Origin of the sequence: Xanthobacter dioxanivorans (genome assembly GCF_016807805.1) — a bacterium.
Taxonomy (GTDB): Bacteria; Pseudomonadota; Alphaproteobacteria; order Rhizobiales; family Xanthobacteraceae; genus Xanthobacter; species Xanthobacter dioxanivorans.
The window spans coordinates 3,150,465-3,168,736 of sequence record NZ_CP063362.1; the positions used below are offsets into that span (position 1 = coordinate 3,150,465).

The 18,272-nt window shown below is 68.9% G+C and carries 13 protein-coding genes and 1 pseudogene; 5 read left to right on the forward strand and 9 right to left on the reverse strand.

What is annotated here, in order from left to right:
* Positions 1–50: 50 nt before the first annotated feature.
* Positions 51–1,358 carry a TRAP transporter large permease gene (locus EZH22_RS14715; protein WP_203191334.1) on the reverse strand — a complete coding sequence of 436 codons (1,308 nt, stop codon included), beginning with the start codon at positions 1,356–1,358 and terminating at the stop codon, positions 51–53.
* Positions 1,359–1,362: 4 nt separating this feature from the next.
* The gene (locus tag EZH22_RS14720) at positions 1,363–1,908 is read right to left on the reverse strand and encodes a TRAP transporter small permease (RefSeq protein WP_231710964.1); all 546 of its coding nucleotides are present in this window, start codon (positions 1,906–1,908) and stop codon (positions 1,363–1,365) included.
* A gap of 347 nt (positions 1,909–2,255) precedes the next feature.
* On the opposite strand from EZH22_RS14720, the gene EZH22_RS14725 reads away from it, so the two are divergent.
* Entirely contained in the window at positions 2,256–5,936 is a 3,681-nt protein-coding gene (locus tag EZH22_RS14725) for a hydantoinase B/oxoprolinase family protein (RefSeq protein WP_203191335.1), read from the forward strand.
* 109 nt (positions 5,937–6,045) lie between these two features.
* Here EZH22_RS14725 and EZH22_RS14730 read toward each other — a convergent pair whose 3' ends face one another.
* From EZH22_RS14730 to EZH22_RS14750, 5 genes are all read right to left on the reverse strand, one after another.
* Entirely contained in the window at positions 6,046–6,420 is a 375-nt protein-coding gene (locus tag EZH22_RS14730) for a hypothetical protein (protein WP_203191336.1), read from the reverse strand.
* Positions 6,421–6,634: 214 nt separating this feature from the next.
* Positions 6,635–7,978, reverse strand: coding sequence for an amidase (locus tag EZH22_RS14735; RefSeq protein WP_203191337.1), 1,344 nt, complete (start codon positions 7,976–7,978; stop codon positions 6,635–6,637).
* 28 nt (positions 7,979–8,006) lie between these two features.
* Complete coding sequence (locus EZH22_RS14740; protein ID WP_203191338.1) at positions 8,007–8,387, reverse strand: cupin domain-containing protein; 381 nt, start codon at positions 8,385–8,387, stop codon at positions 8,007–8,009.
* Between the two features lie 211 nt (positions 8,388–8,598).
* On the reverse strand, positions 8,599–10,086 hold the full coding sequence (locus EZH22_RS14745; RefSeq protein ID WP_203191339.1) for a 4-hydroxyphenylacetate 3-hydroxylase family protein: 1,488 nt from the start codon (positions 10,084–10,086) through the stop codon (positions 8,599–8,601).
* 19 nt (positions 10,087–10,105) lie between these two features.
* Positions 10,106–10,606, reverse strand: a complete 501-nt coding sequence (locus EZH22_RS14750) for a flavin reductase family protein (RefSeq protein WP_203191340.1) — start codon at positions 10,604–10,606, stop codon at positions 10,106–10,108.
* Between the two features lie 173 nt (positions 10,607–10,779).
* Between EZH22_RS14750 and EZH22_RS14755 the strand changes: the two genes are divergently transcribed.
* The 4 genes and pseudogenes from EZH22_RS14755 to EZH22_RS14770 all read left to right on the forward strand — a co-directional run bounded on the left by EZH22_RS14755 (position 10,780) and on the right by EZH22_RS14770 (position 15,190).
* Entirely contained in the window at positions 10,780–11,328 is a 549-nt protein-coding gene (locus EZH22_RS14755; RefSeq protein WP_231710965.1) for a MarR family winged helix-turn-helix transcriptional regulator, read from the forward strand.
* 534 nt (positions 11,329–11,862) lie between these two features.
* Positions 11,863–12,348, forward strand: a pseudogene (locus EZH22_RS31825) (TerB N-terminal domain-containing protein); the annotation flags it as partial.
* 1,091 nt (positions 12,349–13,439) lie between these two features.
* Complete coding sequence (locus EZH22_RS31830) at positions 13,440–13,856, forward strand: tellurite resistance TerB C-terminal domain-containing protein (RefSeq protein WP_231710966.1); 417 nt, start codon at positions 13,440–13,442, stop codon at positions 13,854–13,856.
* On the forward strand, positions 13,853–15,190 hold the full coding sequence (locus tag EZH22_RS14770) for a BREX system ATP-binding domain-containing protein (protein WP_203191342.1): 1,338 nt from the start codon (positions 13,853–13,855) through the stop codon (positions 15,188–15,190). Before EZH22_RS31830 ends, EZH22_RS14770 begins: the two co-directional genes overlap by 4 nt.
* A 35-nt stretch (positions 15,191–15,225) precedes the next feature.
* On the opposite strand, the gene cysN is transcribed toward EZH22_RS14770, so the two are convergent.
* Together cysN and cysD are read right to left on the reverse strand one after the other, a co-directional pair.
* A complete protein-coding gene (gene cysN / locus EZH22_RS14775; protein WP_203191343.1) occupies positions 15,226–17,121 on the reverse strand; it encodes a sulfate adenylyltransferase subunit CysN in 1,896 nt (631 codons plus the stop codon).
* The gene (gene cysD, locus EZH22_RS14780; RefSeq protein WP_231710967.1) at positions 17,121–18,029 is read right to left on the reverse strand and encodes a sulfate adenylyltransferase subunit CysD; all 909 of its coding nucleotides are present in this window, start codon (positions 18,027–18,029) and stop codon (positions 17,121–17,123) included. The genes cysN and cysD overlap by 1 nt, the downstream gene beginning before the upstream one ends.
* Positions 18,030–18,272 lie beyond the last annotated feature (243 nt).

Consider the following 18,272-nt stretch of genomic DNA (forward strand, 5'->3'; position numbering starts at 1 on the left):
GGGTTGATCACACGTTCGGACCCGCGCCATCGGCGGCCGGGCCGTCCTCGTCAGTTTCCGTAGGCAAGCTCGGGCAGCACCATCACGATCTGCGGAAACACCGTGATGATGGCGACTGCCGCAACGAGAAGGAAGAAGAACGGCAGCGAGGCCAGCGCCACCGTGTTCGAATCCTTGCCCGACATGGTCTGCAGCACGAACAGGTTGAAGCCGACGGGCGGCGAGACCTCCGCCATTTCCACCACCAGCACCAGGAAGATGCCGAACCAGACCGGATCGAAGCCGGCGGTCTTGATCATGGGGATCACCACCGAGGTGGTCAAAACGATCATGGACAGGCCGTCCAGCGCCGTGCCGAGCACGATGTACATGACGGTTAGGGCGGCGATGAGCGCGTAGGGCGACAAATGCAGGCTGTCCACCCATTGGGCGAGGGCCACCGGAATTCCGGTATAGGCCATGGAGGTGGACATGAAGGAGGCGCCGGCGAGGATCAGCATGATCATGCAGGTGAGACGCGTCGCCCCCATCACCGAGGCCCAGAAGGCCGGCCAGGTGAGCGAGCCCTGCCACCAGGCGATGGCGAGCGAGCCGGCCACCCCCCAGGCGGCGCATTCGGTGGCTGTCGCCCAGCCGAACAGCAGAGCGGCGAACACGAAGATGATGAGCAGGCTGACCGGGATGAGGTTGGCCGATTCCCGCAGCTTCTCCCGCCACGGCAGGGGCGGGTCGGCGGGCGGGGTGCGTCCGGGGTTCAGCAGCGACCAGACGATGATGTAGCCGCTATAGAGCGCCATCACCAGGAAGCCCGGCAGGAAGCCGGCCAGGAACACCTGGATGATGGAGACGTTGGCCGCCACCGCATAGACCACCATGGTGATGGACGGCGGAATGAGGATGCCGAGCGTGCCGGCCCCCGCCAGCGAGCCGAGGCTGACGTTCTCGTCATAGCCCCGCTTCTTCAGCTCCGGCAGGGCGATCTTGGCCACCGTGGCGCAGGTGGCGGCGGAGGAGCCGGACACCGAGCCGAACAGGCCGCAGGCGATGACGTTCACATGCATCAGCCGGCCGGGCAGCCAGTTGAGCCAGGGGGCAAGGCCCCGGAACATCTCCTCCGACAGGCGGGTGCGGAACAGGATCTCGCCCATCCACACGAACAGCGGCAAGGCCGCCAGCGTCCAGGAGGCGGAATTGCCCCAGATGGTGGTGGCGAGCACCGCCCCGGCCGGAATGCCGCCGCCGACGAACTGCATGCCCACGTAGCCCACCACCAGGAGGGCGATGGCGATCCACACGCCGCAGGCCAGCAGCGCCATGAGCAGGAGCAGCAGGAGCCCGGAAATCTCGATCATTTCCATGGGGCTAGACTCCGCTCTGCATGGCGCGCTCGACCACTTCCTCGGCGCTCGACGGCGGCGGCTTCTCGTAGCGCGGCGCGCCGCCCCTCAGGGCGTGGACGAACTCGTCCACGAAGGCGATGAACAAGATGACGAGCCCGCCCGAATAGCCGAGCTGCGGGATCCACAGGGGCACCGCGACCACGCCCTGGGAGATGTCGTTGAAGCGGAAGGAATCCCAGGTGAGGATGACCGCGTTCCAGGCGAAGAAGCCCACCGAGACGACGCCGATGACGAGGCAGAGGAACTCCACCGCCTGCTTCGCCCGGCCTTGCAGATGGTCGGTGACCAGGCCGACGCGGATCAACTCCCCGGAGCGGAAGGTGTGGGCGAGGCCGAGGAAGGCGCTCGCCGCCATGCACCAGGCGACGAAATCGTCGCCGGCGGGAATGTTGAAGCCGACGATGCGGCCCACGGAGAGCAGCATCATCAGCACGAAGATGGCGAGCAGGAACAGGCCGGCGGCCCAGCCGGCGACGAGATAGAGGCCGTCGAGGCCACGGCGGATCACGGCCGCCTCCCCGTGATCCGCGCGATCGGCGGAGCGGCGGGTGGCGGGGCGGCGTGGGGCGGGCGCGACGGTGCGCGTCCGGTCGCGGGCGAGCGTCTGACCATGTCCATCTGTCCCCTCTCGCGGCTGGCGCCGCCCGCTCTGTGGCGTTTTATGGCATTCTTGGGACACGTCGATAAATTGTCAACGATACGTTGACGAAAAAACACCGACATGCCTTTCTAGATGCGACGCGGCGGTGGGAGCGGGGAGCTTGCCCTGCTCCAAGCAAGCATCACGCCAGCGCGCGCCGCCTGCACCATCCAGGCGATGCCGCCGTCGCACGCACTGGGCCGGAGGAGCGGGAGATGACGCGTATCGAGGGCGACCGGGACGACACCCAGCGCAACGCGCCGGCGGGCGCGGCGGCCTGGGAATTCTGGATCGACCGCGGCGGCACCTTCACCGATATCGTCGGCAGGAGGCCCAATGGCGGCCTCGTCGCCCACAAGGTGCTCTCGGAAAATCCCGAGGCTTATCGCGACGCGGCGGTGCACGGCATCCGCGAGCTGCTTGGCCTTCCGGCCGGCGCGGCGATCCCCGCCGGCCTCGTCTCTGCCGTTAAGATGGGCACCACGGTCGCCACCAATGCCCTGCTGGAGCGCAAGGGCGATCGCACCCTGCTCGTCACCACGCGCGGCTTCAGGGACGCGCTGAAGATCGGCTACCAGGCGCGGCCGAAGATCTTCGCCAAGAAGATCGTGCTCCCCGACATGCTGTTCGAGCGCGTCGCCGAAGTGGACGAGCGGGTGCGGGCGGACGGCACGGTGGAGCAGGCTCCCGATCTCGATGCCGTGCGTTCCCAACTTGAAGCCGCCAAGGCCGAGGGCATCGTGGCGGTGGCCATCGTGTTCATGCACGGCTACCGCTATCCCGAGCACGAGCGGCAGGTGGCGGCGCTGGCCCGCGAGATCGGCTTCCCGCAGGTGTCGGTCTCCCACGAGGTCTCGCCGCTCATCAAGCTGGTGGGGCGCGGCGACACCACGGTGGCCGATGCCTATCTCTCCCCCATCCTGCGCCGCTACGTGCGGCAGGTCGCCGAGGAGCTCTCGGGCGGCGGGGCGGCCGAGGCCGCCCGCCTCATGTTCATGATGTCCTCGGGCGGGCTGACCGCCGCGGACCTGTTCCAGGGCAAGGACGCCCTGCTCTCCGGCCCGGCCGGCGGCGTGGTGGGGGCGGCGGAGACCGGGGCGCTCGCCGGGTTCGAGCGCATCATCGGCTTCGACATGGGCGGCACCTCCACCGACGTGTGCCACTATGACGGAGAGCTGGAGACCGCCTTCGATACGGAGGTGGCCGGTGTGCGCATCCGCGCGCCCATGATGCGCATCCACACGGTGGCGGCCGGCGGCGGCTCCATCCTGCATTTCGACGGCGCCCGCTTCCGGGTGGGGCCGGACAGCGCCGGCGCCAACCCCGGCCCCGCCTGCTACCGTCGCGGCGGCCCGCTGGCGGTGACCGACGCCAATGTGATGCTGGGCAAGCTGATCCCCGACTTCTTCCCGCGGATCTTCGGCCCGGCCCAGGATGCGCCGCTGGACGCGGAAGTGGTCCGCGCGAAGTTCGCCACCCTGGCGCAGGAGATCGGCGCCGGCCGCACCCAGGAGCAGGTGGCGGACGGCTTCGTCACCATCGCGGTCGAGAACATGGCCAACGCCATCAAGAAGATCTCGGTGGAGCGCGGCTACGACGTGACGCGCTACGCCCTCAACTGCTTCGGCGGCGCCGGCGGGCAGCATGCCTGCCTCGTCGCCGATGCGCTGGGCATGACCACTGTGCTCATCCATCCCTTCTCCGGCCTGCTCTCGGCCTACGGCATGGGCCTCGCCTCGGTGCGGGCCCAGCGCACGCGGGCGGTGGGCGAAGAATTGTCGCCGGATCTGCCCTTGAGCCTTGGCGCCCTGAAGGAGGAGCTTGCGCAGGAGACCCTTGGCGAGCTCGCCGGCCAGGGCATCGCGGCGCATGTCGCCACCACCGAGGCCAGGGTGCACCTGCGCTATGCCGGAACCGACACGGCACTGCCGGTGACACTGGCCGACACTGCCGACATGACGGCGGAGTTCGAGGCCCGGCACCGGGCCCAGTTCGGCTTCGTCTCGCCGGAAAAGACCATCGTGGCGGAAGCCATCGAGGTGATGTCCTCCGGCGGCGGCACCGGCATCGCGGAGCCGGACCAGCCCCTGTCCGAGGCGGCGCCGCAGGAGACGCGCCGCACCCGCTTCTTCGCCCGCGGCGAATGGCACGAGGCGCCGGTGGTGCTGCGGGAAAACTTCAGGCCCGGCATGCTCTTGCGAGGGCCCGCCATCGTCATCGAGCCCAACCAGACCGTGGTGGTGGAGAAAGGCTGGCAGGCGCAGGTGAACGCGAAGAACCACCTGATCCTCGCCCGCACCGAAGCCCTCGCCCGCGCCGAGGCGGTGGGCACCCACGCGGACCCGGTGATGCTGGAGGTCTTCAACAACCTGTTCATGTCCATCGCCGAGCAGATGGGGGTGACGCTGCAGAACACCGCTTATTCGGTCAACATCAAGGAACGGCTCGATTTTTCCTGCGCCGTCTTCTCCGCCGAGGGCGACCTCGTGGCCAATGCCCCGCACATGCCGGTGCATCTGGGCTCCATGGACCGCTCGGTGGAGACGGTGATCCGCGAGAACGAGGGCGCCATCCGCCCCGGCGACGTGTTCGCGCTGAATGCCCCCTATAACGGCGGCACGCACCTGCCGGACATCACGGTGGTGACGCCGGTGTTCGACGGGGCGGGGGGAAGGATCCTGTTCTGGGTGGCCTCGCGCGGCCATCATGCGGACGTGGGCGGCGTCGCCCCCGGCTCCATGAGCCCGCTCGCCACCCATATCGAGGAGGAGGGCGTCTATATCGACAACTTCAAGCTCGTCGATCAGGGCCGCTTCCGCGAGAGCGAGCTGGTGGAGCTCCTCACCACGGCCCGCTACCCGGCGCGCAACCCGGTGCAGAACATCGCCGACCTCAAGGCGCAGATCGCCGCCAACGAGAAGGGTGTGCGTGAACTCCTCAAGATGATCGACACCTTCGGCCTGGATGTGGTCGAGGCCTATATGGGCCACGTGCAGGACAATGCCGCCGAAAGCGTGCGCCGCGTGCTCGACCGCCTCGACGACTGTTCCTTCCACTACGAGATGGACCAGGGCACGCTCATCAAGGTGAAGATCTCGGTGGACAAGGAGAAGCGCGAGGCGACGGTGGACTTCACCGGCACCTCGCCGCAGCAGGACACCAATTTCAACGCCCCCGCTCCGGTCACCCGCGCCGCCGTGCTCTACGTGTTCCGGGTGATGGTGGAGGACGAGATCCCCATGAATGCGGGATGCCTGCGGCCCATCCGCATCGCGGTTCCGGAGGGGTCCATGCTGGCGCCCGTCTATCCGGCGGCGGTGGTGGCGGGCAACGTGGAGACCTCGCAGGCGGTCACCAACTGCCTGTTCGGCGCGCTGAACGCCATGGCCGCCTCCCAGGGCACCATGAACAACCTCACCTTCGGCAACGACATCTACCAGTATTACGAGACCATCTGCTCCGGCTCCCCCGCCGGCCCCGGCTTCGACGGGACCGATGCGGTGCACGTGCACATGACCAATTCCCGCCTCACCGATCCGGAGGTGCTGGAGACGCGCTTCCCGGTGCTGCTGGAGGACTTCCACATCCGCGCCGGCTCCGGCGGGCGGGGGCGCTGGCAGGCGGGCGCGGGCACCTACCGGCGCATCCGGTTCCTCGAAAGGATGGATTGCGCGCTGCTCTCCTCGCACCGGCGGGTGCATCCCTTCGGCGTGGACGGCGGCGAGGCGGGCGCGCTGGGCGAGGGCTTCGTGCGCCGCCGCGACGGCTCAACCGAGGTGCTCGCCGGCTGCGACCAGAAAGTGCTGGAGGCGGGAGAGGCGGTGATCATCGTCACGCCCACCGGCGGCGGCTATGGCGATCCGAAGCTGAGGGAGAAGGGGACGGGGGCTTTCTGAGGGCCCTTCCGGATCGATGTCGCGACACCGTAAGAACGGTCATGGCCGGCATCGCGCCGGCCATGATGGGAGTTGCAAAAATCTGATTGCTGCGCTGCGGCATCGCGCCTCAGTAGGTGGGCGTGCCGACCTTCTCCACCTCGATGCGGTCGGCGACGCGGCTGATGCGCAGGGTCGCGGCCTGCTGGCCCACCGGGGCCGGAAGGGAGATGACCTGCTGCTGGCCGGGCTGGAGGACGGTGGAGACGCGCACCACGGCCGGGCGGGCACCGTCCTCGGCGGCGGCGTCGAGGGTGGTGATCACCTCGTAACCCTTGGAATCCTTGACCCAATAGGTCACCGCGGAGGCCTTGCCGCCGAGGTTGGTCAGGATGGCCTGACGCTCGGCGGGGCGCGTGTCGCCGGCGAAGGAGGTGGCGGCCACGGACACAGCGGCCGTGGCAAGGAGGCCGGCCACGCCGGCAATCTTGAGGATGTTCTTCATGTCAGCCTCGTGACGCACGCGTGTGGCCGGCGGCCTAGGTCTCGGTGCGCTTAGCTGACCTGAAGATAGCGTGATTGCTGCATCGCACAATCCGCATTTTCCACAATACAGAAATGCATTCCATGCGGGGCAAGCCGCACCTTAATACCGAAGCCCCCCGGCCGCGGCGCGTCACCACACCTCGAAGCCCCGAAAAGAGGCCACGCGCCGCGGGTCAGGCCGACAGCGTCGCCTCCACTCCCGCGGCGATGGCGAGGAGCGCCGCATCGCTGCCGGGCGCGCCGGCCAGCATCAGCCCCACCGGCGCGCCCGCGAGCGGCAGGGAGATGGCGCAGCCGTCGATCATGTTGATGAGGGTGGGATTGCGCAGCGCCAGCAGGTTGGCGCGGCCATAGGCGTCGTCGTCGGTGGCGAGGTCGGCGATCTTCGGCGGCAGGATGGCGGCGGTGGGCATTGCTAGCGCATCGAACGGGGCAAGGCGCGATGCCGCCCGCTCCACCAGGGCGCGGCGGGCGGCGATGAGGTCCACATAGTCCGCCGCCGACTGCTCCGCCCCCCGCTTGATGCGCCCGGACACCCGCTGGTCATAGGCTTCAGGCTTCTCGGCCAGCAGCTTGCGGTGGACGGCATAGCTCTCCGCCGCCGAGAAGCCGCCCTTGGCATTGATGGTCGCCACTTCGCCGAACTCCGGAAAGGGCGCGGAGGTGATGCGCGCACCGGCCTTGGCCAGAAGGTCCACCGCGGCCTCGAAGGCGGACGCCACCTCGGGGTCGAGCCCGTCGAGAGCCACGGTGGTGGGCACCAGCAGGCGCAGTCCCGCCACCGGGCGCGGCGCGAGGGGCGCGGCATCGGCCCCCGCAAGGATGGCATCGAGGGCGGCGCAGCAGGCCACGGAGCGGGCCATGGGGCCGATGGAATCGAGGGTGAAGGAGAGCGGGAAGGCGCCGGCCCGCGGCACGCGGTGCGCCGTGGGCTTGAAGCCCACGAGGCCGCAGAAGGCGGCGGGGATGCGGCAGGAGCCACCGGTGTCGGTGCCCAGCGCCGCGTGGGCCATGCCGTCCGCCACCGCCACCGCTCCGCCGGACGATGAGCCGCCGGAGACGCGCGGGGCCGAGGCCCGCTCGAAGGGCGCGCGCGGATCACCGTAGTGCGGGTTCATGCCGAGGCCGGAATAGGCGAACTCGGTCATGCTGTTGCGGCCGATGACGACGAAGCCGGCGCGCCTCAGGCGGGCGACGGCCGGGGCATCCGTCCGCGCCGGGGGATTGTCCTTCAGCACCCGGGAGCCGGCGGTGGTCACCTCGCCGGCCATGTCGAACAGGTCCTTGATGCCGACCGGAATGCCGGCGAAGGGCGAGGGCGCCGCCCCCGCCAGCCGCAGGGCGTCCTGCGCCTCCGCCGCCTTCAGCGCGCCCTCGCGATTGACGCGGGTGAAGGCGCGGCCGCCCTCGCCGGCGGGATCGTCGATGCGGGCGAGGCACGCCTCCACGAGGGCCCGCGCCGTGGTGCGCCCGGAGGCGAGGTCATCGGCGAGGGCGGCAAGGGTCGGATGGGGCATGGGGCAGGTCCGGAAAGGCGGGGAGGGATCAGGCCGGGTCGAAATAGTGGATTTCGAACAGGATGCAGCCTTTATCCGATTTGAACGGGCCGTGGAACGCGCCCGGGGGACGCACGGCATAGGTGAAGGGGGGAAAGCTCTCGCCGCCCTCGCCTTTCTCGTCATTGCCCACGGTGAGGTCGCCGGAGACGAGGAACACCTCTTCCCAGTATTCGTGCACGAACGGGGCCGTCGTGAAGACGCCGGGATCGAACTTCAGGAGGCGCGAGCGCGAGCCGCCCTTGTTCGCCTCATCCAGCGCGCCGGACAGAATCTTCTGCTTGATGCCTTCCGGATAGCCGGGGGGCACCTCCCACCCGGTGGTGAGGTCGAGGGTGTGGAACTCGTCGTGAATCTTGTTGATGGGCATTGCTGTGCCTTTCTTCAAAAAGGATGTCGTCTTGCCGGACGCTTCCGTGAGTCATGGCTTCAATTCACGACCTCGTCCCTTTTGTTCGCCGTCATGTTCCGGCTTGTCCGGGGCATCCACTCGTCCGCCGCCGCGCCGCAGGCCGCCGGGTGCAGGGCGAGCCTCCGGGTGGATCCCCCGGACAAGCCGGGGGATGACGGGTGGTTGTGCATCACTCCGCCGCACGGGCCGCGGAAGCCGGCGCGACCTCGTCGGCGAGGGAATAGGAGGAGAGCATGGCGTCGAGCAGCCGCTCGGCCCCCGCCCAGTCATAGGTGCGGAAGGAATGGCCCTTCACCACGAAGCTCGCGCCCGCGTAGAACATCTCATACTGGGTGTGGCGCGAGGCGAATTCCGAGCCCACCGCGTCCCAGGCGAGCTTGTAGAACTTCACCTTTTCTTCCGCGCCGGCGGCTGGGGACTGCTGGGTCTTGCCGATGAGCCTGGCAAGCTCCGGATTCTCAAAATCGTGCACCGAGGACGGCAGCATGATCATGCCGCCGCCGGCGAGCTCGCGCAGGGTGGTGATGAACTTGCCGTAGAGCTGCTGGGCCAGCGTCTGCGCCGCGTAGAGGGTGTGGCGGTCGGGGATGAAATAGGGGCCATAGGTGGTGCCCTTCGCCTCCATGGCGGCAACGAAGGCATCCACCATGGCGGCTTCCGCGGCGAGCTGGCCCAGCATCTCGCGCACCTGGGGAAAGCCCGTGGTGCCGTTCACCTCGGTGATGCGGCGGGCGATGGCGAGCAGGAATTTCAGCTTCACCGCGAGGCGGATCTGCGCCTGGTAGTTCTGGTAGACGTGGGCGGGCGTGGCATGGAACTGCTTGCCGGTCATGGCGATGTCGCCGGCGACGAAGATGCGGTCCCACGGCACCTTCACGTCGTCGAAATAGAGCACCGCATCGTTCTCGTCGAAGCGGCTCGACAGGGGATTGTCGAACACCGAGGGCGCGCCCGCCTCGTACGACTTGCGGGAAAGGATCTTCAACCCCTTGGCATTCATGGGAATGGCGAAGGAGAGGGCATAGGGCTCCTCCCCCTTCTGCAGGGGCTGGATGCAGGTGACGAACACCTCGTTGGCCATGATGCCGCCGGTGGCCAGCATCTTCGCCCCGCGCACGGTGATGCCGGAGGTGTCCTCGTCCACGATGGCGGCGGAGAGGAAGGGGTCGGCCTGCTCGGCCGCATTCTTCGAGCGGTCGGCCTGCGGGTTGATGATGACGTAGGTAAGGTAAAGGTCGTTGTCGCGGGCGTAGCGGTAGTAATCGGCGAGCGCGCGGGCCCGGGCGGGGTCGTAGAGCTCGAACTGGTCGAGGCCCATATACATGCCGGAGATGCAGGAGGCGACATGGTCCGGCGCGCGGCCGAGGAAGCCGGCGTGCAATTCGGTCCAGGCCTCGAGCCCGTGGCGGCGGATCTTGAGCTCCTCGTAGCTCGTCGGCAGCTGCCAGATGCGGTTGGCCCGCGTTCCGGTGTCGGTCTCGAAGGTCATCAGCGCGCGGTTTTCCGACGCGCTGTGGAAGTCGAACATGCGGCCCACCGAGGCCACCGCGCGGCGGAAGGCGGGATGGGTGGTGGCGTCGGCGACCTTCTGGCCGTCGAGGAAGATCTCGCGGCCGTCCCTCAGGCTGACGACGTGCTCGGCACCGGTCTTGATCATGGCTCGTCCTTTCGGATGTTCAGTGCGCGGCCGAAAGGCTGCGGTAGCGGCCGGCGTGGAAGATGAGGGGGTCGCTCGCCTGCGCCCGGTGTTCGAGGACGCGGGCGATAAAGATCTCGTGATCGCCCCCGTCGTGGAGGGCGTGGGGCACGCATTCCAGATGGGCGGCCGCGTCCATCACGAGGGGGGCGCCGTGCGCGCCGCGCAGGTGGGAGACCCCCGCCCATTTCTCGCCCCGGGCGCGGGAGAAGCGGGTGGAAAGCTCCTGCTGGTGCTGCGCCAGCACGGAGATGCCGAAGGCTCGCGCGGACTTCAGCGCAGGCAGGCAGAGGGCTGAGCGCGCCACCGAGAACAGCACCAGCGGCGGATCGAGGGAGACCGAGTTGAACGAACTCATGGTCATGCCGACGAGGCTGCCGTCATCCGCCTCGGCGGCGACGATGGCCACGCCGGTGGCGAATGCGCCGAGAGTCCGCCGGAAGGCATCGACGTCGAAGGCTTCTGCCGGTGATGACGACATGGGGCGATGTCCAGAAGGCAATTAGCTTTGCAACAAAGCTATTATAGGCAGGTGATGGACGTCAAGGCCCGTGCGAGGATAAGAGTGGGCAACGCAACGCTCAGAATCCGCGCGTCAGGGAGCGCAGATCCGATGCCCAAGCCGAAATCCGGAAAGCCCGAAGGCCATTGCCCTTGACCACTTCTCGTCCCGCTCTGCTGGTCGACGGTTCAGACCTCGAGTTCCGCGACCTCGTGCACGACATGCTGGCCTTTGCCGCCGCCATCGAGGAGGTGCGCGACCGGCTCGGCGGGCTCATCGGCCTGTCGGGCACGCAATATACGATCCTCACCTCCATCGCCCGCCTCAGCGCTCGCGCGCCGGAACTGGGCGTGAACACGCTTGCCGAGCATCTGCACCTGTCCGGCGCGTTCGTGACCATCGAGGTGAACAAGCTGGTGGCGGCCGGGCTCGTCACCAAGGTCACAAATCCGGAGGACCGCCGCCGCGTGGTGCTGGCCGTCACCGAGGAGGCCGAACGCCGGCTCGGCGAGATGACAAGGGTCCAGGTGCCCGCCAACGACACCCTGTTCGAGCCGCTTTCGACACATGATTTCAAGATGCTGCGCGGCATTGTCGCCAAGCTCGCCGGCACCGGGGAACGGACGTTGCGGCTCATCGAGTATCTCGCGCCCGACGGCACGCTGGAGGAGACCATCGCGCGCCGGCCGCCGGCGGAGTGATCCCGCGCAGCGGGGGAAGGGCGCTCGCCGGGGCCGGGATCGCCTCGCGGTCCCGCCGGATGCCGGGGAAAGCGGCGTCTTGTCGGGCGCCGCCGCCTCGATCGGTCACGAAGATGTGCAACGACGCGGCGCCGCCACGGGTTGTCGCCCGCCGTCGCCGGGCGTTGGCACGGAAGGCGCGCACGGCGTTCATCGGATGAGGCGATGGTTCCCGCCGCAGCACCGCCCGAGGGCCGGGCGATGCTGGCCATCCTTTGCAACTCCTGTCATGCTCATGGTTGAACGTGCGCGTTCCGGGAGTTGACGGTGTGGTGGTTGCTGGCGTGCCTGGCGGCGGCCGGGCTGATCTTCTGGTGGGTGAAATTGGGCAGGCCGCGCCGAGCGTCTGCGCGCCCGCTGCCGGTTTCCGCCCCCGCTTCCGAAGCACAACCGCGCAGTTCGGTCGCCGCGAGAGCGAGGAGCGCGAAGGAGCCCGCCCGGTGGATCGCGCCGGGTGAGGCGGTCAGCATCGGCGGCATCACCATCACGTCGGGCATGATCTATGTGGGCGGCGCCGCCTCCACGGCCATGCACGGGGATCCTGACAATTGCGTGGTCGATCCGCGATTGCCGCTGGGCGAGAATGTCGACCGGCCCGGCGGCGCCATGCCGCCCTGGCCGTCCTACGGCGGCATCCAGCCGCGGGAGCGCAGGACCTATCTCGAATGGCTGGCGGGCGGGCGGTGCGATCCGGAGATCGGCATCGGCTACGTCTTCCTCTTCTTCTACGGGCTGGAACGCAGATACTTCATCGAAGGCGCGCGGCAGGAGCACCGGGCGCTCGCCGATGAAGTGCGGCGCCTGCTCGAAATCCACGGGCGGCACGGCGCCTTTAGGGGGCATGCCCGCCGCTTCCTCGACGCGCTGGATGTCCTGCACGCAACCGACCAGCATCCGGCTCTGTCGCCGCAGCCTGCTGCGGGCTACGACATCAGCCTGCTCGCCCGGCGGCGTCTCGGCCGAAAGCTTGCTCACGGCGAGCCGCTCGCGGCGGGGGACGCGCTCACATGGCATCTGGCGCTGCCCGACACGCGCCTGCGCCCGTCCATCGCTCGCTGCTTTGATGCGTTCGTCGCCCTCTGGACGCTCGGCTTCGCCGAGCGCTATCCCGCCGGACTGAAGGTTTCCGCGCCACCCATCCCCCTCAAGCTCTCCTATCGTGCCGCGAGCGGGGCGTTCGGCGGGGAGGTCGACATCCTGGTCGATGGCGCGCCGGTGCCGGATATTGCGGCCGTCCGCGCGTCGCTCGGCGGGCTGCGCGATCTGGCCGACGCCTGCACCGAAGCCCTCGAGCCCTATGCCCGGCTCCTCGCGCGCAATCCTGCGCTGCGTGACACGCCGGAGGCCGTCGTGCTTCTGCCGCCCGAGCTCGCGGGACCGGACCGGAATGCCGTGGTTGGGGCGATGAGGGATCGGCTGGGCGTCATGCTGAACGGGCACAAGGTGGCGCAGCTCGGCGTGGCAGAGCTGTTCGACATCCTTGCACTGCCCGTCCCCGGCCACGGCGTGCTGGGGAGCGCGCAGCGCAGCCAGATCTCGACGTTGCTCGATCTCCTCGACATCGGCTTCGAGCCGGACCCGCGCTATGGGTCCGGCGCGCCGGTGGGCGAGGGACGCGTCCTCCTGTTTCGGGCCGAAGGCGGGGCGCCGGTGGAGTGGGAAAAGCCGGCCTACCGGTCGGCGAAATGCATGTGCGAGGTGGTGGTGCTCGCCGCGCCGGCCGGCGGCCCCCCGCCGGCGAGGCCTATGCGGCGGTCAGCGCGGAGCTGCGGCACGTCAGCGGCCTGGATACCGCGGAGCGCATGCGTCTCCTTGTCTATCTCGGCTTTCTTTTCGCCGATGCGCCGCGCTGGGCGGCGGCGAGGAGCAAACTGTCCAGCCTGCCGGAAAACCTGCGGCTGCAGGTGGCCCGTTCGGCGACCGGCGCGCTTCTGCCGAATGGGCAAGCGTCAGTCGCGGGGGAAATGCTCATCGGGCAGATCCACGCGGCGCTGCACCTGCCGGTCGGCGCATCCGCCGACCCGTATGCCGGCGTCACCGCTGCGGAAGACCCGGCACCGAACGGTTCGACCATGGCCGGCGCCGCCCAGGCGCGCTCCGGCGGGAGCGACGATCCGCAGGCCGCCGCGCGCCACCGCCAGGATGCCGTGGAGGTGTCGCAGCTGCTCGCCGGGCTGTTCGCTGCGGAGGCGGTCCCGGCCGGGGCATCCTGTGCATCCGATCCCGGCGGCGACGGCGCGCCGCCGTATGCCGGGCTCGACCGTCGGCACGGCCAGTTCCTAGCGGCGCTGCTGGCCGAAGGCAGCATGCCCCGCGAGGACGTGGAGGCGCTCGCCCGCAGCCTCCGGCTGCTGCCCGACGGAGCTTGCGAGATCATCAACGCGTGGGGGCTCGCGGCGTTGGGCGAAGCCGTCATCGACGGCGAGGACCCGATCCGCGTGCTCGATCCGGCACGCATGCAGCTGGACATTCCGGAGCATGCGGCATGAGCCCGTCGCCTCCGCTCACCCTGCGCGAGCGGGAGGCGATCCTGCGGGCGCTGGCGTCGGGCCTGGTCCCGCGTCTCGGGCTGCGCCACATTCAGGCGGGGCGCGCCGCCGAGGCATCGCTGGTGCTGGCGGATATCGATCGGGTCGCCGGCGGCGGCGCGGCGCTGCGCTTCGTCGTCGGTGAACGTGGCGCCGGCAAGACCTTCCTCCTCAACCTCGTTCGTCTCGCCGCCCTAGAACGCGGGTTGGTGACCATCCACGCCGATCTGGCGCCCGACCGCCGCCTCCAGCCCGGCGGCGGGCAGGCCCGCCGCTTCTTTGCGCAGGCGGTCCGCAACATGGCGACACGCACCCGGCCGGAGGGCGGGGCCCTTGCGAGCGTGGTCGAGCGTTTCCTCATCGCCTGCGTCAGGCAGGCCGAGGCTCAGGGCGGGACGGTGGACCGCGTGATCGACGAGCGGCTGACCTCGTTGCGGGCACAGGTGGAGGACCCCGCGGCCATTGATGACTATGCGGTCGTCCTCAAGGCCTATTGGCAGGGCAGCGAGGACGGGAACGGGCTCCTCACGGCCGCCGCGCTGCGCTGGCTGCGCGGCGGCTATTCCACCCGGCCGCAGACCCGGCAGGCGGTGGGTGCGCACACCCTTGTCGACGACGGCGGCATCGCCGACGCCCTGAAGCTCCTGGCCTCGTTTGTCCGGCTTGCCGGCTATGGCGGGCTTTTCGCCGTCTTCGACGACATGGAGAGCCTCTACGGTCTGGGGGATGCGCAGGCACGCGACGAGAATTACGGGCAGATCCTGCGCATGCTCGAAGACATGCGCCCGGATCAAGACGCGGGTCACCAGACGCGCCCGGCGATCGGGCTCGGCATCGCCTTTGGCGGAACGCCGGAAGTCTTCTATGACACGCACCGCGGCCTCGCCGGGGTCCCGGCGCTGCGCGCGGGTCTGCCGGGGAGCCCCATCGCGGAGCTGTCCGGCACCGTCCTGCGGCTCGATGGCCTCACGCCGGAAGACCTGCGGGCGCTGCTCGTCCACGTGCGCGACGTATTCGCCTGCGGCGACGCCCAGAAACACCTCGTGCCCGACGCGGCGCTGCAGGCCTTCTCGGAGCATTGCGCCCGCCACCTGGGCGCCGCCTGGTTCCGGTCGCCGCGCCCGGCGGTCCGGTCCTTCGTGCAATTCCTCGGGGATCTCGAACAGAAGCCGGGCACGCGCTGGCAGGATGTCCTTGCCCATCTGCCCGTCATCGCCGACAGCGAGGCAGAGGACTTCGAGGCGGTCGAGCCGGCGCCCCTCCCCTCTGAGCGGGGAGCCGTCCCTGCGTCCTAACGGGGTGGCACCGTGCCGGCATCGGCCCCAGGCCGTCAGGTCAGGTAGCCGCGCTCCAGCAGGAAGGCCAGCACCTCCTCGGCACCGGCCTCCGGGGAGAGCGCCCCGCCGGCGATGGTGATCTCCGCACCGAGGGGCGCCTCATAGGGACTGTCGATGCCGGTGAAGTTCTTGATCTGGCCGGCACGGGCCCGCTTGTAGAGGCCCTTGACGTCGCGACCTTCGGCGACCTCCAGCGGCGTGTCGACGAAGATCTCGACGAACTCGCCGTCGCCCATCAGCTCGCGCGCCATCTGCCGCTCCGCCCGGAACGGGGAGATGAAGGAGACCAGCACGATCAGCCCGGCATCCACGAACAGACGCGACACCTCGGCGACGCGGCGGATGTTCTCCACCCGGTCGGCGTCGGTGAAGCCGAGGTCCTTGTTGAGGCCGTGCCGCACATTGTCGCCGTCCAGCAGATAGGTGTGCCGGCCCAGCGCGTTGAGGCGTTTTTCCAGGAGGTTGGCGATGGTGGACTTGCCCGCCCCCGACAGGCCGGTGAACCACAGCACCACCGGGCGCTGGCGCTTCAGCGCCGCGCGGCTGTCCTTGGAGACGTCGAGGGCCTGCCAGTGCACGTTGGTGGCGCGCCTGAGGCCGAAATCCACCATGCCAGCGCCGACCGTCTGGTTGGTCATGCGGTCGATGACGATGAAGGCACCGGTCTGCGGCACCTTCGCATAGGGGTCGAAGGCGATGGGATCGTGGGTGGCGATGTTCACCACCGCCACGTCGTTCAGCGCCAGCGTCTTGGCGGCGAGCTTCTGGAAGGTGTTGACGTCCACCCGGTGCTTGATCTCGGTCACCGACACGCCGACCGTGCGGCTGCCGATCTTCATGAGATAGGGCCGTCCCGGGAGCAGGGGCTCCTCGTGCATCCAGATGAGATGGGCGGCGAACTGGTCCGACACCTCCGGACGCGCGTCGGCGGCCGCGATGACGTCGCCGCGGGAGGCGTCGATCTCGTCCCTCAGCGTCACCGTGACGGCCTCGCCGGCGCCGGCTTCCGCAAGGAGCCCATCCTGCGTGACGATGGAGGCGATCTCGGACGTGGCGCCGGAGCCGGCGACCACCACGGCATCGCCCACCCGCACCACGCCGGAGGCGATGGTGCCCGAGAAGCCGCGGAAATTGAGGTCCGGCCGGTTCACCCACTGCACCGGCAGGCGGAACGGGCGCGCGCGCGCCTCGCTCTCCACCTCCACGGTGTCGAGGTGCTGCAGCAGGGACGGGCCCTCGTACCACGCCGTGTTGGTGCTCTTCTCGATCACGTTGTCGCCGTGGCGGGCCGACAGCGGGATGGGAACCAGCGTCTCGAAGCCGAAGTCGCTGGCGAAGTTCCTGTAGGCCGCGACGATCTCCTCGAACACCTGCTGCGAATAGTCGACGAGGTCGATCTTGTTCACCGCCAGCACCACGTGCTTCAGCCCGAGCAGGGAGACGATGAAGGAGTGGCGGCGCGTCTGGGTGAGGATGCCCTTGCGCGCGTCCACCAGGATCACGGCGAGATCAGAATTGGAGGCGCCCGTCGCCATGTTGCGCGTGTACTGCTCGTGGCCGGGGGTGTCGGCGACGATGAACTTGCGCCTGTCGGTGGCGAAGAAGCGGTAGGCGACGTCGATGGTGATGCCCTGCTCGCGCTCGGCGGCGAGGCCGTCCACCAGCAGCGCGAAGTCGAGGTCTTCCCCCGCGGTGCCGTGCTTGCGGGAATCGGAGGCCAGCGTCGCCAGCTGGTCCTCGAACAGCAGCTTGGTGTCGTAGAGCAGGCGGCCGATGAGGGTGGACTTGCCGTCGTCGACGCTGCCACAGGTGAGGAAGCGCAAAAGGCTCTTCTGCTCGTGGGCGGCGAGGTAGTCGGCGAAGGCGCTGTGCGCGGGGGCCTCGTTCATCAGAAATATCCCTCGCGCTTCTTCTTCTCCATGGAGGCGGCCTCGTCATGGTCGATGAGGCGGCCGGCGCGCTCCGACGTGCGGGCGAGCAGCATCTCCCGCACGATGGCCTCCAGGGTGTCCGCGTCGCTGTCGATGGCGGCGGTGAGCGGGTAGCAGCCCAGCGTGCGGAAGCGCACCCGGCGCTGCTCGGGGGTTTCGCCCGGCTTCAGCGGCAGGCGCTCGTCGTCCACCATGATCAGCTGGCCGTCGCGCTCCACCACCGGCCGCTCGGCGGCAAAATAGAGCGGCACGATGGGGATGTTCTCCGCCAGGATGTATTGCCAGATGTCGAGCTCGGTCCAGTTGGACAGCGGGAACACCCGGATGCTCTCCCCCGGCCGGACGCGGGCGTTGTAGAGGTTCCACAGCTCGGGCCGCTGGTTCTTCGGGTCCCAGCCGTGACTGGCGGTACGGAAGGAGAAGATGCGCTCCTTGGCGCGGCTCTTCTCCTCGTCGCGGCGGGCGCCGCCGAAGGCCGCGTCGAAGCCGTGCAACGTCAGCGCCTCCTTGAGCGCCTCGGTCTTCATCACGTGGGTGTAGAGGGAGGAGCCGTGGTCGAACGGGTTGATGCCCCGGGCGAGGCCGTCCTCGTTCTTGTGGACGATGAGGTCGAAGCCGAGGCGCCTCGCCATCTCGTCGCGGAAGGCGATCATCTCCTGGAATTTCCAGGTGGTGTCGATGTGCATGAGCGGAAACGGCGGGCGCGAGGGATAGAACGCCTTCACCGCGAGATGCAGCATCACGGCGGAATCCTTGCCGATGGAATACAGCATCACCGGGTTGCGGAACTCCGCCGCCACCTCGCGCATGATGAAGATGGATTCGGCTTCCAGACGCTTCAGATGCGTCATCCGTTCAGAACTCATCGACCCGTCCGTCTCGCTGTTCCCGGCGCGAACCGTCGCCCTCATCCTCGCGCGCGGCGTGCCGTCGTCAAACCCGACCCATCCGCGAGGTGTAGAACGATTAATTCATGTGAATTGATGCATTCCCCGCGAGTGAGGCGCGCAAATTCCTCCATTTTTGCGGCGACCGCAAGGGGACCGCGCCGGCGGCGTGCCCGGCAACCGCGATTCCGCTGTTCCGCCCGGTGCGCGCGGGGCTAAGCT

Coding starts and splice junctions, on each gene's coding strand:
- EZH22_RS14745 (WP_203191339.1), bottom strand. CDS start 10,086: ATGATCAAGACCGGTGCCGAGCACGTCGTCAGCCTGAGGGACGGCCGC.
- EZH22_RS14740 (WP_203191338.1), bottom strand. CDS start 8,387: ATGCCCATCAACAAGATTCACGACGAGTTCCACACCCTCGACCTCACC.
- EZH22_RS14730 (WP_203191336.1), bottom strand. CDS start 6,420: ATGAAGAACATCCTCAAGATTGCCGGCGTGGCCGGCCTCCTTGCCACG.
- EZH22_RS14750 (WP_203191340.1), bottom strand. CDS start 10,606: ATGTCGTCATCACCGGCAGAAGCCTTCGACGTCGATGCCTTCCGGCGG.
- cysD (WP_231710967.1), bottom strand. CDS start 18,029: ATGAGTTCTGAACGGATGACGCATCTGAAGCGTCTGGAAGCCGAATCC.
- EZH22_RS14735 (WP_203191337.1), bottom strand. CDS start 7,978: ATGCCCCATCCGACCCTTGCCGCCCTCGCCGATGACCTCGCCTCCGGG.
- EZH22_RS14715 (WP_203191334.1), bottom strand. CDS start 1,358: ATGGAAATGATCGAGATTTCCGGGCTCCTGCTGCTCCTGCTCATGGCG.
- EZH22_RS14770 (WP_203191342.1), top strand. CDS start 13,853: ATGAGCCCGTCGCCTCCGCTCACCCTGCGCGAGCGGGAGGCGATCCTG.
- cysN (WP_203191343.1), bottom strand. CDS start 17,121: ATGAACGAGGCCCCCGCGCACAGCGCCTTCGCCGACTACCTCGCCGCC.
- EZH22_RS31830 (WP_231710966.1), top strand. CDS start 13,440: ATGGCCGGCGCCGCCCAGGCGCGCTCCGGCGGGAGCGACGATCCGCAG.
- EZH22_RS14725 (WP_203191335.1), top strand. CDS start 2,256: ATGACGCGTATCGAGGGCGACCGGGACGACACCCAGCGCAACGCGCCG.